20 protein-coding genes are annotated in these 22,391 nt (G+C 40.1%); 10 read left to right on the forward strand and 10 right to left on the reverse strand.

Annotation, left to right across the window (positions count from 1 at the left end; translation table 11 throughout):
* Positions 1–23 precede the first annotated feature (23 nt).
* The gene (locus NSS81_RS14765) at positions 24–2,426 is read right to left on the reverse strand and encodes a M14 family metallopeptidase (protein ID WP_342429441.1); all 2,403 of its coding nucleotides are present in this window, start codon (positions 2,424–2,426) and stop codon (positions 24–26) included.
* A gap of 587 nt (positions 2,427–3,013) precedes the next feature.
* On the opposite strand from NSS81_RS14765, the gene NSS81_RS14770 reads away from it, so the two are divergent.
* On the forward strand, positions 3,014–3,415 hold the full coding sequence (locus NSS81_RS14770) for a thioesterase family protein (RefSeq protein ID WP_342429442.1): 402 nt from the start codon (positions 3,014–3,016) through the stop codon (positions 3,413–3,415).
* Positions 3,416–3,454: 39 nt separating this feature from the next.
* On the opposite strand, the gene NSS81_RS14775 is transcribed toward NSS81_RS14770, so the two are convergent.
* From NSS81_RS14775 to NSS81_RS14785, 3 genes are all read right to left on the reverse strand, one after another.
* Complete coding sequence (locus NSS81_RS14775) at positions 3,455–4,228, reverse strand: GNAT family N-acetyltransferase (RefSeq protein ID WP_342429443.1); 774 nt, start codon at positions 4,226–4,228, stop codon at positions 3,455–3,457.
* Positions 4,229–4,381: 153 nt separating this feature from the next.
* Complete coding sequence (locus tag NSS81_RS14780; protein WP_342429444.1) at positions 4,382–4,912, reverse strand: phosphatase PAP2 family protein; 531 nt, start codon at positions 4,910–4,912, stop codon at positions 4,382–4,384.
* 12 nt (positions 4,913–4,924) lie between these two features.
* Positions 4,925–6,268 (reverse strand): UDP-glucose/GDP-mannose dehydrogenase family protein, encoded by a 1,344-nt coding sequence (locus NSS81_RS14785; RefSeq protein ID WP_342429445.1) that lies wholly within the window; start codon positions 6,266–6,268, stop codon positions 4,925–4,927.
* A gap of 220 nt (positions 6,269–6,488) precedes the next feature.
* Here NSS81_RS14785 and NSS81_RS14790 point away from each other — a divergent pair, with 220 nt between their 5' ends.
* A complete protein-coding gene (locus NSS81_RS14790) occupies positions 6,489–7,589 on the forward strand; it encodes a cytochrome c peroxidase (RefSeq protein ID WP_342429446.1) in 1,101 nt (366 codons plus the stop codon).
* A 55-nt stretch (positions 7,590–7,644) separates the two neighbouring features.
* Here NSS81_RS14790 and NSS81_RS14795 read toward each other — a convergent pair whose 3' ends face one another.
* The 3 genes from NSS81_RS14795 to NSS81_RS14805 form a co-directional block, all read right to left on the reverse strand.
* The gene (locus tag NSS81_RS14795) at positions 7,645–8,190 is read right to left on the reverse strand and encodes a ribonuclease H-like YkuK family protein (protein ID WP_342429447.1); all 546 of its coding nucleotides are present in this window, start codon (positions 8,188–8,190) and stop codon (positions 7,645–7,647) included.
* A 186-nt stretch (positions 8,191–8,376) separates the two neighbouring features.
* Positions 8,377–8,880: a DinB family protein gene (locus tag NSS81_RS14800; protein WP_342429448.1), complete on the reverse strand. Its 504-nt coding sequence runs from the start codon at positions 8,878–8,880 to the stop codon at positions 8,377–8,379.
* A 116-nt stretch (positions 8,881–8,996) separates the two neighbouring features.
* The gene (locus NSS81_RS14805; RefSeq protein ID WP_342429449.1) at positions 8,997–9,893 is read right to left on the reverse strand and encodes a hypothetical protein; all 897 of its coding nucleotides are present in this window, start codon (positions 9,891–9,893) and stop codon (positions 8,997–8,999) included.
* A 159-nt stretch (positions 9,894–10,052) separates the two neighbouring features.
* Between NSS81_RS14805 and NSS81_RS14810 the strand changes: the two genes are divergently transcribed.
* The 7 genes from NSS81_RS14810 (at position 10,053) to NSS81_RS14840 (ending at position 18,964) form a co-directional block, all read left to right on the forward strand.
* Positions 10,053–11,435 (forward strand): L-cystine transporter, encoded by a 1,383-nt coding sequence (locus NSS81_RS14810; RefSeq protein WP_342429450.1) that lies wholly within the window; start codon positions 10,053–10,055, stop codon positions 11,433–11,435.
* An 856-nt stretch (positions 11,436–12,291) separates the two neighbouring features.
* Complete coding sequence (gene atoD, locus NSS81_RS14815) at positions 12,292–12,951, forward strand: acetate CoA-transferase subunit alpha (protein WP_342429451.1); 660 nt, start codon at positions 12,292–12,294, stop codon at positions 12,949–12,951.
* Entirely contained in the window at positions 12,951–13,607 is a 657-nt protein-coding gene (locus NSS81_RS14820; RefSeq protein ID WP_342429452.1) for a CoA transferase subunit B, read from the forward strand. Before atoD ends, NSS81_RS14820 begins: the two co-directional genes overlap by 1 nt.
* Positions 13,608–13,659: 52 nt before the next feature.
* Positions 13,660–14,844 (forward strand): acetyl-CoA C-acetyltransferase, encoded by a 1,185-nt coding sequence (locus tag NSS81_RS14825; protein WP_342429453.1) that lies wholly within the window; start codon positions 13,660–13,662, stop codon positions 14,842–14,844.
* 306 nt (positions 14,845–15,150) lie between these two features.
* Positions 15,151–16,587, forward strand: a complete 1,437-nt coding sequence (locus tag NSS81_RS14830) for a GntP family permease (protein ID WP_342429454.1) — start codon at positions 15,151–15,153, stop codon at positions 16,585–16,587.
* 43 nt (positions 16,588–16,630) lie between these two features.
* Positions 16,631–17,416 (forward strand): 3-hydroxybutyrate dehydrogenase, encoded by a 786-nt coding sequence (locus NSS81_RS14835; protein WP_342429455.1) that lies wholly within the window; start codon positions 16,631–16,633, stop codon positions 17,414–17,416.
* A gap of 129 nt (positions 17,417–17,545) precedes the next feature.
* Positions 17,546–18,964: a sigma 54-interacting transcriptional regulator gene (locus NSS81_RS14840; protein ID WP_342429456.1), complete on the forward strand. Its 1,419-nt coding sequence runs from the start codon at positions 17,546–17,548 to the stop codon at positions 18,962–18,964.
* A gap of 84 nt (positions 18,965–19,048) precedes the next feature.
* Here NSS81_RS14840 and NSS81_RS14845 read toward each other — a convergent pair whose 3' ends face one another.
* Genes NSS81_RS14845 through NSS81_RS14855 form a run of 3 tightly spaced genes read right to left on the reverse strand, consistent with a single transcriptional unit; the run spans position 19,049 to position 21,560 of the window.
* A complete protein-coding gene (locus tag NSS81_RS14845; protein WP_342429457.1) occupies positions 19,049–19,696 on the reverse strand; it encodes a TetR/AcrR family transcriptional regulator in 648 nt (215 codons plus the stop codon).
* A 35-nt stretch (positions 19,697–19,731) separates the two neighbouring features.
* Positions 19,732–20,841 (reverse strand): ABC transporter permease, encoded by a 1,110-nt coding sequence (locus NSS81_RS14850; protein WP_342429458.1) that lies wholly within the window; start codon positions 20,839–20,841, stop codon positions 19,732–19,734.
* A complete protein-coding gene (locus tag NSS81_RS14855) occupies positions 20,838–21,560 on the reverse strand; it encodes an ABC transporter ATP-binding protein (RefSeq protein WP_342434036.1) in 723 nt (240 codons plus the stop codon). The genes NSS81_RS14850 and NSS81_RS14855 overlap by 4 nt, the downstream gene beginning before the upstream one ends.
* 160 nt (positions 21,561–21,720) lie before the next feature.
* Here NSS81_RS14855 and NSS81_RS14860 point away from each other — a divergent pair, with 160 nt between their 5' ends.
* Positions 21,721–22,296 carry a TetR/AcrR family transcriptional regulator gene (locus NSS81_RS14860; RefSeq protein WP_342429459.1) on the forward strand — a complete coding sequence of 192 codons (576 nt, stop codon included), beginning with the start codon at positions 21,721–21,723 and terminating at the stop codon, positions 22,294–22,296.
* The last annotated feature ends 95 nt before the right edge of the window (positions 22,297–22,391 follow it).

Here is a 22,391-nt window from a genome sequence, read left to right on the forward strand (position 1 = left end):
GATCAACCCCTTTTATATATATATTACTTGATTGTGATACTTACAGAGTTAAAGTTGTTGCCTTTGGCAAATGGGTTGTAATTCTTTTCAATGTTTCCTGCAGCATCTACAGCAAACCACTTGATTGTAGTAGTTTTTTCAACTTTAAGGCTTTCAGCTGACTCACGTGTTCCGCTTAATTGAAGTTTTGCAGATTCAAAGGTTGGGCGGCTGCCGTCAAGTGTATAATAAATTGTTGCTGCTTCGCTTGTGTCAAAAACAACATCAACTGGGCCTGAGAATTTACCGTTGCCAGGGACAGCTTTTGTTGAAGGTGGCTGTTTGTCTTTTGATTGGTTGTAGGCTACTTTAATCAAGCCAATCAAACCGTTTGCAAATTCCATCGCCTCTTCATGGCCTTCTACAAATGGCGGCTGGAAGCCAACTGGACGCCATCTTTGTGCTTCTTTATCCCATAAATCTGCGCCTACTTCAAAATTCCAGGCATAAATTCCTTTTTCGTACCAGAGGTAATCAGCCGAGTTACCTGCCGCAGAATAGAGGACATCTGGAATTGGACCAGTACGACTAGGAAGAATCACTGTTCCGCGGTGATCCTGAATGTCATTTAATATGTGATCAGAAGCTGCCCAATAGAAGGCTTCTTCACCTGCAGACGGACGAGGCAGGGTAGTACGATTTGGATCGTATGCACCAGGGGACCACATGAAGTAGCCGCCATAGCTATGGATATTCATTGCAAACTTAATGTTTGGATTTTGATCGGCAAGCCAGACCAGATTTCGTGCTTCTGGCTCGGAATTTTCTTCAGGACCAGCATATGTTCCACTTCTACAGTTCGTTGTTGATGCACCAACATATCCATCAAAGGCAGAGCCAACTGAATGGTTGCGGTTAAGGTCAACCCCCCAAGAAGTTCGGTATCCTGGATCAGATTCGTTTGGAGCACAGTAGTTTGTCATATTTTTCCTCTGGCTGTTGAAATCATAGAAGCTGTAATGGGCGCCGTCGGGATTTACTGACGGTACAAGAAAAATATCAAGGTTATTTACTAGCTGCTTCGTTTCGCCATCATGAGCGTAGTTTCGAAGTAACCGTTCAGCGGTTTCAATCGTTACAAGCGGTGTTACCCATTCACGAGCATGTTCTTGTGCGTAGCCGAGGACACCCGGCTTGGAGCCGTCACGATGTTTCCCGATACGGATCGCTTTCACTGTAAAAGGATCATGTGAAATAGTATCCGGAGCATTTAAATTGTCGGTTAAGGTTGCTGAAGCTGGCGCAACAACCCCAGTTCCGCCGTTACCGCGATAGGTAGTCGCAGAAATGAGATCATTTGCTTGAGTATTTAAAGCATTTACTACTTGGCTTGCTGTACTCGTCACATTGCCCTCTGAATTTGTAGCCAGATCAACTAAAACCTTTTTCCCAACTACTGATACTTTTAAGGAAGTATCATTGGTTCCAGGGTTTCTGAATTCAACAGAGATATCATTGCCGCCTTCATGACCCCATGCTTTTGATGAAACAACTACAGACGTATTTGTAGTGCTGCCTATAGTCGCCTGCGCAAGGCGTCTGTACCCATTTGTTTCGTTAGGCATTTCAATGATTTCTACCAAGTCAGGGAATTCTTTTGCTAGTTTTTCGGCCCGTTCATATAATTCTGTCGGGTCCATATAATGATCGACAAAGTCCGTTACATAATGCTTTTTTGGGTTACCAGGCTTGTCCGCACCGAGCCATTCAGTAACAGCACTAGAGGCTGACCCGCCAAGATTACTCGTAATTTTTACGGATTCCGGAATTGCACTTACAGGCACTTCTAACCAGTGATAGATATATTCGCCGTAATCAACGAATCTGCTAAGTGTTGCTGATTTTTCTGCTCCGTTCTCTGTCCAGGTTGCTGTGAGAGCTGTGCTCGCTGAAGTGCCGGCACTTGTTTTCGCCTCAACATAAAGGAAGGAATCAGACTGATTTGTAAAATGATTGGCGCGGAGAATTTTAACTGAATCCTCTGCCACAGCCAAACTTGTTTGCAGCTGGACAGCAGACTGGCGCTCTGCCACACTGGCGTTCCATTGCTGTTCAGTAATCAGGGTGTCTTTTACATGAATCCCATGAGACTTTAATAGTTTGATCTCCGTTGGTGTAACAACTGCATCGACTTCAAACTTCCCATCATGCTCATGAATTCTGTGAGTAAGGTCAATTCCAAGCTCCAGCAGCTTTTCCTTCGCCTTCTGATTTGGAACCTCAAGCTGAACAATCGACACCGATTCCTCCGTGGGTAACGGCAAGTCAGGTTGTCCCACCGCAGCAGTCGGAATGCTCAGACCAGGATATAGTGCTGAGAAGCCTAATCCAGTTACGACTGTCATAACCATCAAATTTCTCTTCCATTTTTGTTTTTTTCGCAGCAAATTACTGCACCTCCTATATTCCCCTATAGTTTTTAAAAACAAGTTAAGTATAGTGTTAAACTTCTAAATATATTGTCAAAAAATATATTGTTAGATATAAATCGTATTACAAAAAAAGCCATAAGACTAAAAAAGAAACATTATAGTAAGAAACGATACTAATGGAGGAAAATTCCTATTAGGAAAGTACTAGAACTCATAAAGAATAATCGGGTTTAGGGGGTGACGAAAAATGGAAAAACGAACCATGAATAACATTTAAGAAAACAACAAAAAACTCAACTTAAATTACCAGCAGAATACTGTCGAAGAATAAAGAGATATGTAAAAAAGAAAGTTGAAAATATAATCGAATCGAGTGACAACGAATCGAGTGACAACGGATCGGGTGACAGGCACCGCTCGTGGACAAATTGCCAATTTGTCCACCTGGGATGGACAGTGGGGTTTGACTTGGTTCGATTCAGCAATTTTTTAAAAGCCTGCTTCAGTATTGTATCTGGTTTTTACACTTTGAAATAGGCAGGTATCACAGTAATTATGGCGAATTACTAAATAACCAAGATTTATAAGGAGAGGAATCGCTCATGGCTTTTTCAGAAGTGGAAGTTGTTGCTAAATCAAATAGGTTTCATGTTAGTAATGTAAAACTGTATGAATACTTAGATAATGCTCGCTTTGACTGGTATAAATATTGTATTCAGGCAGGGGTAGAAGCAGTTCTGGTACATATTAACGCTGATTATAAAAAGGAAATTTTCAATCAGGATAGGCTGCGGATTCGCACATGGATGGAGCGGGTAGGCAATACCAGTTTTACTCTTAAGCAGACAGTTATGAATCAGCGGGATGAACTAGTGGTTTCAGCGGAGGTTGTGTTTGCGACTATTGACAGAGAGAAACGGACAAAAGTTACGGCACCAGATGTAGTCCGGAAATTACTCAATGATCAATCTGTTTTAGATATAAGTGTTTATAAGTACACATAAAAAGGTTCCTAGGAGTATTACTTCCCTAGGAACTTTCCATTAGTAACGAGGCGACATACACGGAGTTGATCTCGCTAGGCAATGAAATCCATGTTTTTCAAGGATAGGTTCACTCATTGAACTGGCATCGACCATAAGTAACTGGTAGCCTTTTTCAGCGGCATCTCGAGCACGGATGCCAAGCAGTGAACTATATAATCCTCTTTTTCGGAAATCGGCAAGTGTGGACCCGCCCCATAGACTGGCGAAAGGGGTTCCTTCATGCAAATACATCCATGCCGCACTAACAACCTTGCCGTCTACATAGGCAGCATAGGCGAAAAAGTTGGCTGGATCGTCATGCAAATCCTGTACTAAGCGTTCACCAAGTGCCTGATGGCTTACTCCCCAAACATCGTCCTCAAGCTTAATAATATCCCAAATGCCCTGTACATCTGTAACTCTGCGGATTTCCGGCTTAAGTAGAATGTTTAGCAGCTGATCACCCTCTGCTAAGTCCATGATCATAAGTGCTTCTTGTTCTTCAATATCAAATCCTCTAGAACGTAATCTTTCCCTTAGGTCTAAGGGCTGATCGTAATCAAACACCTTCCATTCAAAGGATTGTTTTAGGTTATTAAAATAAGTAATTTGTTCCTCAATAATTGCATCAGCAGTCGATTCATTCATCTTTGAAAAAAGGATGAATCCTCGCTCGTTTGACAGGGATACTTGCCGTACCACGGATTCCGCTTGCTCCACTCGACTGCCAGGATAGGTAATCTCAATACGCATATGTTTATTAAAAAGCTCAAGCAATTTCTCTTTGTTCATGTAGGTCCTCCTTTACTTCCATAGAAAGAGATAATTCTACATTAACTTGACTTTTTCCTTCCTGTTAGTATTTTATAACAGGATCAAATTGAGCAAGTGCTCCTAGACCTAATCCAATCAAAATGTGTGAAAAAGTATTCATTCAGAGTCCTCCTAAATACTCAATAAATAGAAGCAGAGGCAACCGAAAAATGACCCAATCATCATACCAGCGAGTACGTCTGAAGGATAATGAAGTCCTAAGTAGATACGAGAAATCCCTACACATAGTGCTAATGGAACGAGAATGTATGCAAGTAAGGGTAAGAAGATCACGAAAGGGACAATGAGCGAAAAGATAGCTGTCGTATGACCTGATGGAAATGAATGATCTTGTAATGGGTTTGATGGAATGTTTGTTTTTTCTATGATCAAATAGGGCCTTTTCCGCGGGAACAGCTTCTTTACAAGTTGAACTGGTAAATGACTGAGCGTTAAGGCAAGTGCACTAGAAAGGGCTGTAAGTTGAGTTTCACTTGATGAAAAGATGATTAATACTAGTGCACTTATGATTGTAAAGGTGGTCCCTCCAAGTTTGGTAATTTGTTTAAAAAAGAGATTTAAATACTTTTTTTCGAAATGGGCATTTACTCCTTGAAATAATCGACATTCGAGAGCATAAAAGTATTGGAAAAGTCTCACCATTGGTTATTCCCCCTATAAACTTTTATAGGCGTTCCGCTCATACTTTACGTTATGAATAATGGCTGGTCTGCCGATTGAAATATAGGTAATAGGAAATTTTTGAACATCAGATAGCTCATAACAATTTCTTCCGTCCAACACGATAGCATTTTTCATTAAGATGGTGTACATATCCATTGGGAGATGTTTGATCTGTTCCCACTCAGTGGCGATAATGGCAAAGTCAGCATCTAAAAGAGCTCGTTGAATATCGGTAGTATATGAAATCCTATTTCCGAAAACTTGCTTAGCCTTCGGGATAGCGACAGGATCATATGCAGTGACTGTTGCTCCTTCTTGGAGTAATTCTTTAATGATGGTTAGGGAGGCTGCTCCCCGAATATCATCCGTCTCAGGTTTGTAGGCAAGACCGAGCAAGGCTACTTTTTTCCTCCATAAGGATCCAATTGTTTCTTTGGCTTTTGTAACGAGAAGGGAGTGCTGGCGATTGTTTACTTTAATGACGGACTCGAGCAATTCGAATGGATCTTGAAGATTTCCGGCAAGTTGGACAAGAGCTTTTGTATCCTTTGGAAAACAAGATCCACCATAGCCAATCCCTGCTTGAAGAAAGGATTCTCCAATTCGTTTGTCTTTTCCAATACCATAGGCAACTTCATCAATATTTGCACCAACCTTTTCACAAATCCAAGCAATTTCATTGATAAAACTAATTTTGGTAGCTAGAAAGGCATTTGATGCATATTTTATCATCTCTGCACTTCGTATGTCCGTGTGGATGATAGGGATTTTTAGTGGAAGGTAGAGCTGTTTCATAATTGAAAGGGCTTCAGTATTCTCTGTGCCAACCACAATACGGTCACCTAGAAAGAAATCAAAAATAGCAGAGCCTTTTCGAATAAATTCTGGATTAGCGACCACATGGGTTTTAAGGTGTGAAGGTTTGTATTTATTAATGATCTCTTTAATGATATTGTTTGTGCCAACAGGGACTGTGCTTTTTGTACAGATAGTTACATCTTTTTGTAGATGAGTAGCAATGGTGAAGCAGACTGCATGTAAGTAAGAGAGGTCAGCGGAGCCATCCCGTTTTTCTGGTGTGCCAACCGCAATAAAGATTATTTCAGCATTTCCATATGCGTACATAGGATCCGTCGTAAAATGCAATCGGTCAAAGGAGGCATTTTTTTTAACTAGATCTTCCAAGCCAGGTTCAAAAAAAGGAGTTTCTCCTTTTTTGAGCATGTCAATTTTCTCCTTTTGAATATCTATGACAATGACTTGGTGGCCTAACTCAGCTAAACAAGCAGCCGTTACTAGCCCAACATTTCCTGCTCCAGCTACCGCTATTTTCATCCAATCCCTCCTAATAAAAAGCCTTACTTCATTTTACAGGAATATTAAGAATTCTTTCTTAACCTACTGTTAAAAGAGTGTAAAGACTTTGTAAGGGAATTTAAAGGAGTAGGCCCCTGCTTTCTTTCGTAGCTGTCACTGTTTCTACACATTAATTTGCTCCTTTTAACACAAGCAAATTTATAATGGTGTTAAAGTGAAAAATTAGGGAGTAAACGATATGGAAAAATATTTGCGGGGTTTGATTTTGTTATTACTTTTAGTTAGTATCGGTCTCGGCGGTTGCGGGGAAGAGGATGCTGTTGCACCAACGAAGCAATCTGAGGAAAAACAACAAAGTGAAGAGAAAGGTAGTAGTGAAATTGACCCGAAGGAACTAAGGACAAGCCTTCTTAATCATACGACACTTGTTCCATTAGGCGATGTACCGATTCCTGAGGACAATCCAATGACACCTGAAGTGCTGGAGCTTGGTCAAACGTTATTTTTCGACCCGCGGCTTTCAGGAAACAATGAGGTAAGCTGTGCAACCTGTCATGACCCAAACCAAGGCTATGGCGATGCACAGCGTACATTTACTATGTATAATGGCGGTTACGGAAAAAGAAATAGCCCTACCGTAATTAATGCAGGCTATTATACGGCCAATTTTTGGGATGGTCGGGCGGCATCACTCGAAGAACAAGCATTAGGTCCAATCGAGAATCCAGACGAGATGAATCAGCCGTTGCCAGAGCTAATAAGTGAGTTGAAAACAGTTAAAGGGTATGATGAACAGTTTAATGCTGCTTTTGGGAATGGAATTACCGTACAAAATATTGCCAAAGCCCTCGCTGCTTTTCAAAGACAAATTGTTGTAAAAGATACATCCTATGACCGTTTCCTCCGTGGAGACTCAGAGGCGTTAACAAACCAAGAAATCCGCGGTTTAGACCTGTATACAGGTAAAGCACTTTGTGTAACCTGTCATAATGGACCAAACCTTTCCGATAACAATTACTATAATATCGGTCTAAACACCGAGGATGAAGGTCGTTTTGCCGTTACTGGCGACCCAAAGGATTTAGGCAGAATTCGAACACCTAGTCTTTATGCGATTACCCATACGGCACCATATATGCGGGATGGAAGCCTGGAAACACTCGAAGAAGTAATTGATTACTATGACCGCGGCGGAGACGACCATCCAAATAAAAGCTTCTTTATGAAGCAATTTATGGAGCCAATTGGTCTAACCAATCAAGAAAAGGAAGATCTTTTAGCCTTCTTAAAAACATTGGGAGGCAAGCCACCAGTCTTCACTAAACCAGAGCATCCATAAAGAGAGGCCTAAGCCCTAATGCGCGTTTGTTGCTAACGCAACAGGGCTCAGGTCCCTATTTTGTATAACGATTTGCATAGCTTGAGGCAACGAAAGCATTGGGTTTAATCTTTGGTTCAACCCCCATCGACTCCATTCTAGCTACCATTTCTTTAACAAAATCACTTGTTTTATTACGTTTTCCAGCCCCGATATCGATATGGCCTTCCATTGTAAAAGTAGCTCCTTGATAAAGATATGGAAGGACAATATTAATTAACCGGGTTTTCCTTTCCTCGGTAAAAAGTGCTACGATATCTTCGGTTAAGGATAATTCGAGAGAAATCCTCTCGTGCAGCTGTGTCATCCTCCGTGGAATAATGACCTTTCTTATGCATGCCCAGACGCCTTTTCCCTGGTTCTGAATAACAATTCCAGTAATAAACACCGTTTGATTCTTATGGACTTGTGAGTCAGTCCCGACCATCAACCGATAATTTCCGCTTGGAGCTAAGTTCATAAACGTAATAATATGGTCGAAGACCTGTTCAAATGACATACTCTGCTCACGTAAATTTTGGAACGAATAGTGATACACCTGATATTTTTTCAATTTGCTCATCACAGCCTTCCTTCGGCAAAGATTCACATTATTTATTATTCTATTATATGAATAAATATATATGCCCGTGCAGCGACAAACAGTAGCATCTATAAAATCCAGAATTAGGAAACAAAAACCGACTGTCCGCTGCACTCGAACAAGTTGAAAAAGGAACTGCCTGACCACATTGCGGTCAGGCAGTTTTTATCTAATATATAATTTTATCTCTTCAATTTGTTCGATATGGCGATGTTCGTGTAGGTAAATTAATTCCACCCATTGGTCAAGGGGGAGGTGTCCGAATAGCGGATGCTTAGCAGACCTTTCAGCTAGAAGTGATTTATCTTCAATTCTACTTAGCACCTCTAACAATACCTCTCTTGACATGTCCAATTCATCAATAATTTGCTCCATGGTTAGGGAGACTTCGCCTGGCAGGACGATATCTGGGGCATCTGCCTTAATTGAACGATCTGCTGCAAATTGGATTGGTTTTGGATCAGCCTTTCTGCTAATACCCTGCTTCAGACCATAAATAATTGATTGTGTAAAAGCTCTTTCTGCTAAAAATAGGTGATGGCAAACCTGTGAAACACTCCACATATCGCTAGCTGGCTTTTTGTTCAGTTCTTCTTTGGTGAGTGAATTGATTGTGCTAAATAATTGATTTCTAGTTTTTACTAGATGATCATTTACAGATATACTCATGACAATTCCCCCTTCAAAAGAGCATCCAATAATGTATATATTCGCTAGACAGGAATATATTCCTACGTATGTTGGGAGTTTATTTGAGTCAACATATTATCAAAAGGCAGAACCACCTATTTGGATGGTACCTGCCTTTTTTGGTGCCTGTCACCATTCGCCTCCTTTTTGGGTGGACCGTTAGTTAGGTGTTTGCTGATGGTGAGGGTGGTTAGCATTAAGATAATTGATAATATTACGTAATACCATGGGTCCCACCACACTTGACTGTGTAGGATTCCATTTTTCACAAAAGTGGTTGTTATGGAGTGTGTGAGAAGGGCCACAACTATATATTTCACCCAATTTGGACTATTAATAAATTTTGCCAAAATAACATAGATCATACTGGCGGTTAAGTAATATAGCGCTCCAAAGGCTGTGGTATCGCGGGAAATATTATCAAACCAGCCGAGTTCATAAGATCTATTCGAAAAAAACAATATAGGCATTATATGGATTGATCCAGAAATAGGCCCAATGATCAAAAACAGGAGCAATGTGTGTTGCAGACCCTTTATCGGGCGAGAAATTTTACTATATAATAATTTTGCCATTGCAAAATAAAAAGGTAGCCCTAATGAGGTGTAATAAGTCCTCCACCAATTATGTTTATAGATATGAAGTTCTAAAAATGCCCATTCGATCCCTGCAAAGAGTCCAATAATAGATAAAATCCATAGCCAGTTTTTATGAAAAGTAGCGATAAAGGTAGCCGCTGCAGGTAAGGCTAATGCATTGGAGGCGATGGCCCCGAGATTGCTATCATAAATTTCATTGTGTTTGATTAGTTTTGGGAAGTACTGGTAGCTAAAAAGGAAGTTATATATTACGGTTTCAATAATATAGCCAAGACCAACCATGGCTAGAAAATGCAGCAAAAATCGAGTGCTTTTCGTTTTGAAATAAACATACATTAGAAGGAAGATGCTTAGGATCCCTAATCCAATATACCAGTAGGAATTTTCATGCATTACTAATAGCTCCTTCTATTTAGGGTTTTATGAATAGTATCCAAAGGTGCTATAAAAATATACAAAAAAATATATTTTAAATCCGACTTGACTCATTGGATTTATTGTATTACTATTTGTTTACACTATAAAACTACTGGAAATTTAGGGGGGAGAAAGATGAACGCTTTTCTCATTATTATTAATATCGCTGTTTTACTTGTGCTCATGTTCGGTTTGTATATGATGCAAAAGAAACACGTATCTTTTTCAAAACGCGTTTTTGCAGGTTTAGGTCTAGGAATCATTTTAGGTTTTATTATTCATTTAATTTACGGTATTGAATCAGAGGTTACAGTAGAAACAATGGGTTGGTATAACATAGTTGGTACTGGCTATGTAAAATTACTTCAGATGATTGTTATGCCGCTAGTCTTTATCTCAATAGTCGGTGCCTTTACGAAATTAAAATTAACAAAAAATATCGGGAAAATCAGTATCCTTGTTATAGGAATTCTGCTCGGAACGACTGCCATTTCTGCAGCCATTGGAATTGGTGCGACATTAGGATTTGGTCTTGATGGCATGGAGCTAGTAGAAGGGGAAGCAGAAGCTGCCCGTAATGCAGCATTAGAGGAGAGAGCAGCTGGGGTTGAAGCAATGACGGCTCCGCAGCAAATTCTTGATATGTTCCCAGCTAATCCGTTCTTGGATTTAACAGGTGCACGCGCAACTTCAACGATTGGTGTCGTTATTTTTGCTGCACTTCTTGGAATTGCTTTTCTTGGAATCAAACGTAAAGAACCAGAACAAGCAGAATTTTTCGCGAAAATTATCGATACTTTATATTCTGTAATCATGCGAGTTGTTACGTTAATTCTTCGTTTGACTCCATATGGTATCCTTGCCATTATCACAAAAGTGGCAGCAACTAGTAATTATGAGGCCATTATGAACTTGGGAACATTTGTCATTGCATCGTATGCAGCAATAATTCTTATGTTTATTGTCCATTTACTGCTATTAACCATTGCAAAAATTAACCCATTTAATTATGTGAAAAAGGGCTTCCCAACTTTAATGTTTGCCTTTACTTCGCGTTCAAGTGCAGGTACATTACCGCTTACAATCAAAACACAATCAAAAGACTTTGGTGTTTCAGAAGGAATTGCCAACTTTGCAGGTTCGTTTGGACTTTCAATCGGGCAAAACGGATGTGCTGGTATCTATCCGGCGATGTTAGCAGTTATGGTTGCGCCAGCAGCTGGTATTAATCCATTAAGTCCAGGATTTATTCTTACACTTATTTTAGTAGTCACAATTAGTTCATTTGGAGTTGCAGGTGTTGGTGGTGGTGCAACCTTCGCTGCCCTAATCGTTCTCTCTATCATGGACCTGCCTATTGCGATTGTTGGTTTACTGATCTCGGTTGAGCCTCTAATTGACATGGGACGTACAGCTTTAAATGTTAGTGGTTCAATGATATCTGGAATCCTAACAAGTAAAGCAACAGGTGAATTTGAAACAGAAGTTTACCAACAGCCAAACGTTGTAGAAGCTTAATATAACAAAAGCTTGCCCCCTTAATGGAGATCATTAAGGGGGCTGTTTTGTTTATTCTTCTAAGCCCGATGAAAGACAACTCCGCTCGAAAAACCGGTAAAGCTGTCCTTCATAAGTTGGATGAAGGACAACTTTGTTCGAAAAACCGGTGAAGCTGTCCTTCATAAGTTGGATGAAGGACAACTCTGTTCGAAAAACCGGTGAGGCTGTCCTTCATAAGTTCTATGAGGGACAACTCTGTTCGAAAAACCGGTAAAGCTGTCCTTCATAAGTTGGATGAAGGACAACTCTGTTCGAAAAACCGGTGAAGTTGTCCTTCATAAGTTGGATGAAGGACAACTCTGTTCGAAAAACCGTTTAAGATGTCCTTCATAAGTTGGATGAAGGACAGCTCTGTTCGAAAAACCGGTGAAGTTGTCCTTCATAAGTTGGATGAAGGACAACTCTGTTCGAAAAACCGGTAAAGCTGTCCTTCATAAGTTGGATGAAAGACAACTCTGTTCGAAAAACCGGTGAAGCTGTCCTTCATAAGCCCGATGAAAGACAACTCCGCTCGAAAAACCGTTTAAGATGTCCGTCATAAGCTCTATGAGGGACAACTCCATTCGAAAAACCGGTGAAGCTGTCCTTCATAAGCTCTATGAGGGACAACTCCATTCGAAAAACCGTTTAAGATGTCCTTCATAAGCCCGATGAAGGACAACTCCGTTCGGAAAACTGGTCAAGTTGTCCTTCATAATTTAATTCCTTGTGTACTAGCAGATAAACTGAAATATTTGGTTGGCACAATTCTTGCATATAAAAAAGGTGTGAGAACAATTTAACCTCACTTATATAATTTTAGGAGGTGCTAGTAGTGAATAAAATTATTTCACTAGAGGAAGTTTCATCGATTTTTAAAGATGGAATGACAGTTATGGCAGGGGGATTTATGGGTGTCGGTACACCGCAAGACCTTATATCCGCCATGCTAGAAGGAGATATAAAAGATATTACCTTGATCGCAAATGATACCGCTTTCATCGATAGTGGAGTAGGACCATTAATTGTAAATCACAGAGTTAAGAAGGTAATTGCTTCACATATTGGTACGAATCCTGAGACAGGTAGGCAAATGATTGCCGGTGAATTGGACGTGGAGCTTGTCCCACAGGGTACACTTGCAGAACGTGTTCGAGCTGGTGGTGCAGGTCTTGGGGGAATACTGACTCCGACAGGCGTAGGAACGGTTGTTGAAGAAGGCAAAGAAAAGCTGACAGTAGATGGACGTGAATATCTTCTTGAAAAACCGCTTCGTGCAGAAGTGGCCCTACTTAAAGCATATAAAGCGGACAAAGCAGGGAATTTAGTCTATCATCGTTCTGCCCGGAATTTTAACCCGTTCATGGCGTTAGCGGCTGATTTAGTGATTGTTCAAGTAGAGAAGGTTGTTGAAATTGGGGAAATTGATCCAGATGATGTGATGACTCCAGGGATTCTAATCGATAAAATTTATGTTCAGGGAGGTAATCAGTAATGTTACAAACACTAATGAATCCAAAACAAATTATAGCTGCACGTGTGGCGAAGGAAATGAAAGACGGAGATGTAGTGAACTTGGGAATTGGCCTCCCGACAATGGTTCCGAACTACTTGCCTGAAGACATTAACGTCATTCTTCAATCTGAAAATGGTTACGTTGGCCTCGGACCTTTAGATGGAGAGATTGATCCGGATTTAGTCAACGCTGGTGGCCAGCCTGCGGGTATACTTCCAGGTGGTGCATTCTTTGACAGCGTATTTTCTTTCGAGTTAATCCGCGGAGGCCATGTTGACTTAACCGTTCTTGGGGGATTAGAAGTGGACACTAATGGCAATCTTGCCAATTGGATGGTTCCCGGAAAAATGGTTCCTGGAATGGGTGGCGCCATGGATTTAGTTACAGGTGCAAAGAAAGTCATTGTTGCGATGGAACATACAGCGAAAAGTGGATCTTCTAAAATACTAGAAGAATGCCGTTTACCTTTAACAGGAAAAGGCGTAGTTGACTTAATTGTAACTGAGCTAGCTGTCTTTCGTGTAACAGATGATGGCTTAGTTCTTGAAGAACTTCAAGAAGGAGTCGATCTAGAAACAGTTAAGGAAAAAACAGAGGCTTCATTTAAGATAAATCCAACTATTTTATATAAGTAGTTTCATAGTAAGCTTCGAAAATCAAAATCTATTTGCACAGGAGGAAGGATAAATGCGTGATGTTGTAATTGTAAGTGCTGTACGTACAGCGATTGGAACTTTTATGGGGAGTTTGAGCAATACCCCGGCAACCGAGCTGGGTGCACTTGTGATAAAGGAAGCTTTAAACCGTGCGGGTATTGAAGGCGAGCTAGTGGATGAAGTAATTATGGGGAACGTTCTTCAGGCAGGCCTTGGTCAGGGTCCTGCTCGTCAGGCTGCGATTAAAGCTGGTTTGCCAATTGAAGTTTCCTCTATGGCTATCAACAAACTTTGCGGATCGGGCCTAAAAGCAGTCCATCTTGCAACCCAGGCAATCCAGACGGGGGAAGCGGAAATCGTTGTAGCAGGCGGAATGGAAAACATGAGCTTGGCTCCTTACTTGCTAACGAATGGACGTACAGGGTACCGCATGGGAGATGGAAAGATTATAGACAGCATGATAAAAGATGGTTTGGAATGTGCATTGAACTCGTATCATATGGGTGTGACAGCAGAAAATATTGCCGAGCAATACGGCCTGAGCCGTGCAGAACAGGATGAATTTTCAGCATGGAGCCAGCAAAAGGCTGAAAAGGCAATCAAAGAAGGGAAGTTCGAGGAAGAAATTGTTCCGGTTGTGATTCCACAGCGCAAAGGTGAGCCGATTGTATTTGCTACCGATGAATTTCCTCGTGCAGGTGTCACTGCCGATAAGCTTGGAAAACTAAAACCTGCTTTTAAAAAGGAAGGAACAGTTACGGCTGGAAACGCTTCTGGTATCAATGATGGTGCCGCAGCTTTAGTTCTAATGAGTAGAGAAAAGGCAATCGAACTGGGTATCAAACCAATGGCGATTATCCGTGCGAATGGAACAGCGGGTGTTGATCCGAAGATTATGGGTATTGGACCTGTTCCCGCCACTAAAAAGGCACTTGAAAAAGCAGGACTATCAATGGAAGATATGGACCTAATTGAGGCGAATGAAGCGTTTGCCGCACAATCTTTGGCTGTCGGCCGTGAACTACAGATTCCAAATGAGAAACTAAATGTAAATGGTGGTGCTGTGGCCTTGGGCCATCCAATTGGTGCCAGTGGAGCACGGGTACTTGTCACGTTATTGCATGAAATGAAACGCAACGGTTCCCGCTATGGATTGGCAACGCTTTGTATTGGCGGCGGTCAAGGTATTGCAACAATTATCGAAATGGAAAGTTAAATTTGAACGAGCGAATTCAAGATTACTTTATTCCGCAAAAACGGAAAATTCCATTTTTGCGGAATAAAAGAGTAGGGGATTTCCAGATAAACGGAATTTAGCCTTTTAATTATTATTTTGGTGTTTATATTATTTTATAAGCATAAAACCTATATAATAAAATTGAATTTTTATAGTTTTTTAGAATATTCTACTGTTGGCATAAAACTTGCATTTAATTAATTGTAAGCTACTAATTGTAAACGCTTACCTTTGGGGAGGTAGGTTTAAAATAGCTTACATAATAATAGTAAGAGGGGGATTTTCATGGATTTAATTGCTATTCTTCTGGCGCTCGGGCTGTTAATGTTTGTCGCCTACCGTGGTTTTTCTGTTATCTTATTTGCACCAATTTGTGCACTCTTAGCCGTTTTACTTATCGAACCGGCTCACGTTTTACCGTTCTTTTCAGGCGTATTCATGGAAAAGATGGTTGGGTTTATTAAATCGTATTTTCCAGTGTTCTTATTAGGAGCAATTTTTGGGAAAGTAGTTGAAATGTCAGGGATTGCAGAATCAATTGCCAAGACTATCGTTCGTATGCTTGGTGCAAAACGTGCCATGCTGACAATCGTATTATTGGGTGCAATCTTAACGTATAGCGGAGTAAGTTTATTCGTAGCCGTTTTTGCAATTTATCCATTTGCAGCTCAAATGTTTAGACAAGCTAATATCCCTAAAAGACTTATTCCAGGTACAATCGCACTTGGTGCGTTCACATTTACCATGGATGCGTTACCGGGTACACCACAAATTCAAAACGTTATTCCAATCGCTTTCTTTAAGACAGACATATATGCTGCCCCAATACTTGGAACAATAGGTGCAATATTCGTCTTAACAATGGGCCTATTATACTTGGAGATGAGAAGGAAAAAGGCCGAGAGAGCAGGAGAAGGCTATTTTGGATTCGGATCAGAGAATGCAGCTGCTCTTGAACTTGCCTTAGTGACTGAAAAAGAGACTGCGCCTGATTTAACGACAGAACAGTCTGTTTTAAGGCAAATATTGGCTTTTGTTCCGCTGATTCTCGTAGGGGTGACCAATAAGCTTTTTATAACGTTTATCCCACAATGGTATCCGAATGGATTTGATTTTTCGGCAATCGGGTTAAAAACATATGCAGTGGACGTTCCAGCGGTTGCCGCCATCTGGGCGATTGAAATGGCGTTAGTTGTCGGAATTGTAAGCTCACTTGCCTATAATTGGAAACGTGTAACCGGAAACTTTAAAGAGGGACTCAACCAAAGTATTGGCGGGTCATTACTTGCCACGATGAATACAGGTGCTGAATATGGTTTCGGTGGGGTTATTGCTGCACTTCCTGGATTTACAAAAATCAGTGATGGAATCTCAGGTACGTTCACAAACCCGCTTGTTAACGGTGCTGTAACCACCAGTACACTTGCCGGTATTACTGGGTCGGCCTCCGGTGGTATGGGTATTGCATTAGGGGCAATGGCAGATAAATACAATCAGGCTATTGCTGCAGCCAATATTCCACCTGAAGTTATGCACCGTGTTGTTGCCATGGCATCGGGTGGTATGGATACGCTTCCACATAATGGAGCGGTTATTACCTTGCTAGCTGTAACCGGATTAACACATAAACAATCGTATCGCGACATATTTGCTATTACCATCATCAAAACATTAGCTGTTTTTGTCATTATTGGGATTTATACTCTATTCGGTCTTATATAAAAAGGGAAATTAATAGTTTTATATTATAAGAGGAGTGATTTGTATGCAAAAGTCTTTAGAAGGAAAAGTAGCATTTATTACAGGGTCTGCAAGTGGAATTGGATTGGAGATTGCAAAAACCTTTGCACAAGAAGGCGCAAAAGTAGTAATTTCTGATATGAATAAGGAAAAAAGTGACCAAGTAGCTATAGAATTAAATGAGCAAGGCTTTGAAGCACTCTCTGCTCCATGCGATGTTACCAATGAGGAAGCATATAAAAATAGCCTTGAGCATGCCTATAGAACGTTTGGCAGAATCGATATTTTAGTTAATAATGCAGGACTTCAACATGTAGCACCAATTGAGGAATTTCCAACTGAAAAATTTGAACTATTAATCAAAGTTATGCTAACTGCACCGTTTATTGGGATAAAAAACGTATTTCCAATGATGAAAGAACAAGGATTCGGTAGAGTGATTAATATGGCTTCGATTAATGGAGTTATCGGATTTGCTGGTAAAGCTGCCTACAATAGTGCGAAGCATGGTGTTATTGGTTTAACAAAGGTTGCGGCATTAGAAGGTGCGGCACATGGAATCACTGTAAACGCCTTATGCCCGGGTTACGTTGATACCCCACTTGTAAGAAACCAGCTTAAAGACTTGTCCATTACAAGAAATGTTAGTCTTGATCGTGTCATTGAGGACGTACTTTTCCCGCTAGTACCTCAAAAAAGGCTTTTATCCGTATCTGAAATTGCCGATTATGCCGTCTTTTTAGCTAGTGAAAAGGCAAGAGGTGTTACTGGACAGGCTGTAATTCTAGATGGCGGCTATACAGTACAATAATTATATTCATGAGAATCCTATTCGATTCAGTCGAATAGGATTCTTTTATTCATGAAAGTGCTTAAAGTAGTCCGGAAATATCAGAATTCTTTGATATAATTAACATAGAAAACTGAACAAGGGGATAAGATGATGAATCTACGAATTGGAGAAATCCCAAATAATTGGCTCGAGGAAATTATTAATTTATCAGCCGAAAGAATTGTTGTAGTTGATCGTGATGGAGTAATTTGCTATATCAATGAGGCGTATTGTGAGTTTTTAGAAACAACGGTTGACAAAGCGATGCGCCAGCCTGTTCTAGATATTATAGAAAATTCCCGAATGCATATTGTCGCTAAAACTGGGCAGGCAGAAATTGCAGCTGTTCATAAAATTAAAGGCAGTGAGATGATCGCTAATCGATTTCCGCTTATTGTTAAAGGTGAATTAGTTGGTGCTGTTGGTACAGTAATGTTTCGTAATCCTGAGGAATTGCATATGTATAGCGGGAAAATCCAGCATTTGGTGGAAGAATTGAAATATTATAAAACAAAAGCAGAAAAAAATATAAAAAGTAAGTATCATTTCTCTGATTTATTAGGAAATAGTACAAGCTTTTTGGCAGTAAAAACACTTGCGGAGAGAATTTCCGGAAGCCAGTCAGCAGCTTTATTGTTAGGTGAATCTGGTACTGGTAAGGAATTGTTTGCTTCAGCTATCCATAACAACAGCATACGTTCAGCATTTCCCTTTGTACCGATCAACTGTGCATCAATTCCTGAGCAATTACTAGAATCAGAACTGTTCGGTTATGACGATGGAGCGTTTACTGGAGCAAAAAAGGGTGGCAAGAAGGGTCAGTTTCAAATTGCGAATAATGGGACTATTTTTCTTGATGAAGTAGGCGATATGCCACTTGCGATGCAAAGTAAACTATTGAGAGTTTTGCAGGAAAAGGAGATACAGCCAGTCGGTGGACAAAAATCGATTCCTGTTGATGTGCGGATTATTGCGGCAACACATCGGGACTTAGAAAAGATGGTTGAAGAAGGGAAGTTTCGGCAGGATTTATACTATCGATTAAATGTAATAAAAATAGAAATTCCCCCTCTAAGGGAACGAAAAGGGGATATCGAGTTAATTTCAATCAAACTATTAGAAAAACTAGAAGCTAAGTTTCATCGTAAAGCTGTAGGATTATCTACCGAAGTAATAGAAAGACTCGAGTTGCATTCGTGGCCAGGAAACATTCGGGAGCTTGAGAATGTGCTAGAGCGTTGCATCAATGTTTTGGATGGTACTACGATTGAAATCCCACACCTGCCATTATATTTACGAGATCAAGGTTTGAAAAGTAAAAATTCGCAAGCAATGAATCCAATAGGCCCAGAAAAAATTGTACCATTACCTGTCCTACCGTTAAAAGAAGCTCTAGCCCAAGTTGAAAAACAATCAATATTAAATGCATTGGTAGTTACCAATGGAAACAAACAAGAAGCAGCAAAGCTACTGGAAATTGGAAAAACCAGTTTTTACGAGAAATGTAAATTTTATGATGTGAGATAAACCTCTACGAATAGTCTTAGAAAATTTAATTAACCTTATAGAAACGGCCAAGACCCCATTCATAAGGATTCCTGGCCCTTCCAGTTATTCTCTTTTTCCCAAGCCCTGCATGATAAATTGGATCGTGCGCTCAGTTTCCAGTTCGTCATCCCATTCCAGATGCGGAAAAAGTATAAAACGGGAAAATAAGAATCCGAAAACACTGGTAATCGCTAATCTTGCCACACTTTCAGCTGGCATTTCAATAATCTGGCCTTTTTCCTGATAGCCCTTTATTAAGAGTGAAACGCGGTCAAATATTTTCTGTGCAATCTGTTCGAAAAATTGTTCGCGTAATTCTGGGTGGAAGGGGATTTCTTGAAGCATGATTCGAACAACTGGAAGCATTCTTATCAAAAGATCTCTTCGATTTTCAATGGTCGCTCTCAGAAAATCCTCGACTCGGTCATATTCCTTATCGAGTACTTTATAAAAATCCATAACAACCAATGGTCCGATCGACTTTGTCATCAGCGGAACAACAATCGATGTCAACAAATCCTTTTTCGTTTTGTAATGCCGAAAAATCGTTCCCTCGGCTACTCCTGCCTTTTTGGCAATTTCACTTGTCGAAGATGCAGCATAGCCCTTTTCTGAAAAGGTTTCGATTGCGGAAACGAGTATTTTTTTTTGCTTCTCTGTTAATTTTTCTTCATCAAATAGCTGCTGCAACATCATTTCTTCTTCAGACATTGGAATACCCCTTTAAGACGTTTATTAATCTACGATTAGATTTTTCGATATTTCTTCAATGCTAATACATTTAAGACAATAAATACAAGGGCAAAGCCTAACAATACAAGCAACTCATTTCGAATAGCGCTTAATCCTAGCCCTTTATACATAACATCGACTAAGGCACTGCCGCCATAGTACATCGGCATACATTTAGCTATGACCTGCATCCAGCCTGCCATGCCTTCCACAGGGAAAATACCTGCGAAAAAGACTTGGGGTATAATCGCAATCGGAATGAATTGCATCATCTGGAATTCCGAATTTGCGAAGGCCGACAATAATATACCAAGTGACAAGGCAACAAGAGCTAAGCATAGATTAATTAGGATTACGTTCCATACGGAACCAACAAGCATAATATCCAATACTTTAACGGAATAAAAGACCACGATAATTGTTTGAATGACCGCAAATATTCCGTATCCCATTAGATATCCAAAAACAATATCCCTTCGTTGAATGGGCGTTGCCATCAAGCGGTCTAGTGTACCAGTGGTTCGTTCCCGCAACAAAGCAATCCCTGAAATTAAAAAGACGAAGAAAAAGACAAAGAATCCGACTAATATAGGGCTTAACTGATCAAAAAAGATTGTATCTTTATTTCCGTATATATATGAAGTTGTGAGTTCTGGCGCTGCGACATTCTCTATTTCCAAGGGTGCTCCAGGAGGAAGTTTACTTTGAACCGTTTCAAGAAATAAGGCCATGTTGCTCGCCTGATTCTTTCCATTTTCAGCTGCAAGGGTTTGCTGGATCTTCATTAGTATGGCCTTGGTAGTGGAGGGCTGTGCATTTGTAAGAGTTAATACAATCTCATCGCCATTAAATTGAAGCGCTCCATCTAATTCATCTTCAATCAAGACCTGTTCCACATTAACAAGTTGGTCATACCGCACAACGATGATATCCTTATCTTTTAACAGTTCTACAAGGGCTTCATCCGCATTTGTAACAGCGATCTTAGGATCGACTGTACTACTGGAAAGAAGGTAATTGAGCAGGGTGATAATGAGTAAGGGGGCCACCATCATCATTGCAAGGGCCCGCTTATCACGTAACATTTGATGAATAATCCGTTTTACCATCGCAAGTATTCTCATGCCTTGTTACCTCCAGCCTGTAAAAAGACCTCTTCTAAGCTTGTGATTCCGTATTGTTTCTTTAATTCTAAGGGCGATCCGCTGGTGATGATTTCTCCATCTCTTACCATCGCAAGATAGTCACATTTTTCCGCTTCGTCCATCACATGTGTGGTCAATAAAATAGTCTTTCCGGCATTTTTCAAGCGATAGAGTTCCGTCCAAATTGATAATCTTAATTCCGGGTCAATCCCAACGGTAGGTTCATCCAAGATAAGCACTTCGGGGTCCTGAATTAAGGCAACGGCAAGGGATAATCGTCGTTTCATTCCTCCTGAATAATCCTGAACCTTCTTATTTAAATCCGCTGTAAGATTAACTAAATTTGCTGCATAGGATATTCGTGTCTTTTGTACATCTTTCTTTAGCTTAAAGAGTGACGCGAAGAAAGCAAGATTTTCTGCTCCTGTTAAATCACTATATAATGCATCCGCCTGCGCCATATAGCCGATCTTTTGTAATAAATTTAGATTCGGGACGGCAGTATCCAAGACAAGGACATTGCCTTGTGAGGGACGATCCATGCCAACAATCAGTTTCACCATGGTTGTTTTTCCAGACCCAGAAGGGCCGATTAATCCATAAATTTGTCCAGATTCTACCGTTAAACTGATATTGTTCAAGACGCGCTTTTTTCCAAAGCTTTTGCTTACTTCATTAATAACAATCGCTGATACCATCATAAACCTCCTCTAAGAGTCAAAGTGAGTGATTACTCACTTTTATTATAATTGAAACCACCCATTGGTCAATAGGTAAAGAAGTCGAATATTTTTGAAAGTAGATAATTACTTTTTTACTCATAAAAGTTTCGCTATAATAAGTTTTGGAGGTGAGCGTATGGCAAGGGAACGAAAGTTTTCGACGGATGATTTATTTAAAACTACAAAACAATTGCTTCTTCAGCAAGGCTATGAAGGATTTAACTTTAGTCTGTTGGCGGATCGGCTAGAAGTATCGAGAGGCGCATTGTATAAATATTATGAGAACAAAGAGCAATTAATTACCGATTTTATGATTTATGAAATGGAGCAGTTCCTTCTTGAATTAAAAGAAATGGATAAACATAAAGACTTTGATTCACAGTTTGATTTCCTCATGAACCTTATTTTTAATAATACGGAAATCATGCAATTGATAAAGGTGGCACAACATATCCTATTAAATTCAAATGAGAAAGGAAAAGAAAATAAAGAAAAACTCGAAAAGCTGCCTTTAGAATTATATAAGTATTTGCAGAGCTTTATCGATGTAGGAAAGGCAAACGGGAAGCTAAAACACCATATTCCCGATAGCCTCATGCTAGGCTTTATTTTTCAATCGGTGGCAATTCCTAATCATTATGGCATTTCTCAGTCTGAATGGGTATGTTCCATTAAAGAAATCATTAGTAAGGGGATGTTCACAAACGAGTAATTGACACAAATGTTACTTTAAAAGATAATAAAAGTAGCGATTATGTCATTTATTTTTTACTCAAAGTAACACTTTTGTCACCTTTATTTTAGACC

It is taken from the genome of Neobacillus sp. FSL H8-0543 (genome assembly GCF_038592905.1).
Taxonomy (GTDB): Bacteria; Bacillota; Bacilli; order Bacillales; family Cytobacillaceae; genus Neobacillus.